Annotated in this window: 1 protein-coding gene; it reads right to left on the bottom strand. The window is 56.3% G+C overall.

Annotated features, from left to right (window positions below; genetic code table 11):
* Positions 1–367 (bottom strand): hypothetical protein (locus tag AC1RP1_RS07930; RefSeq protein WP_481762710.1); only part of this gene is annotated, 367 nt, incomplete at its 3' end.
* Positions 368–414: the final 47 nt, after the last annotated feature.

Raw genomic sequence — 414 nt, forward strand, 5'->3', positions numbered from 1 at the left:
GCGCAAGCCGGTCACGTTTCCCGATCCGCACCGCATCGTCTCCGTCCTTGTCATACTTCCCATAGGCGAGACACGCATCTAGCATGGTACAGAGGCGCATTTCCTCATTGGTTTCCGCCTCGTACTCAGCCAGTGACAGGCCGATAACGGACAACACGTCCGCTTCCGTTACCGGGTCATCGGGCAAATTCACGGTCAGGCGCTCAACCCAGAATTCATTTTCCGCGAGCCCCGCGTCAACACACGGAAAAATTCGCACGACATTGATATAACCCCAGCCGTCGCGCGCCGTATGCAGGCTATAAAGATAGCCCCCGTGTTCCGGGTTAATGTCCCCGTGATACTCGATTTTGCGCTTTGCTTTCATGCTGGCCCCTAGTGGGTTAGTTGGTGAATGGCTCGCGTGAGCCGATG

The organism is Dellaglioa sp. CoH-56-MRSF-13, from assembly GCF_056782095.1.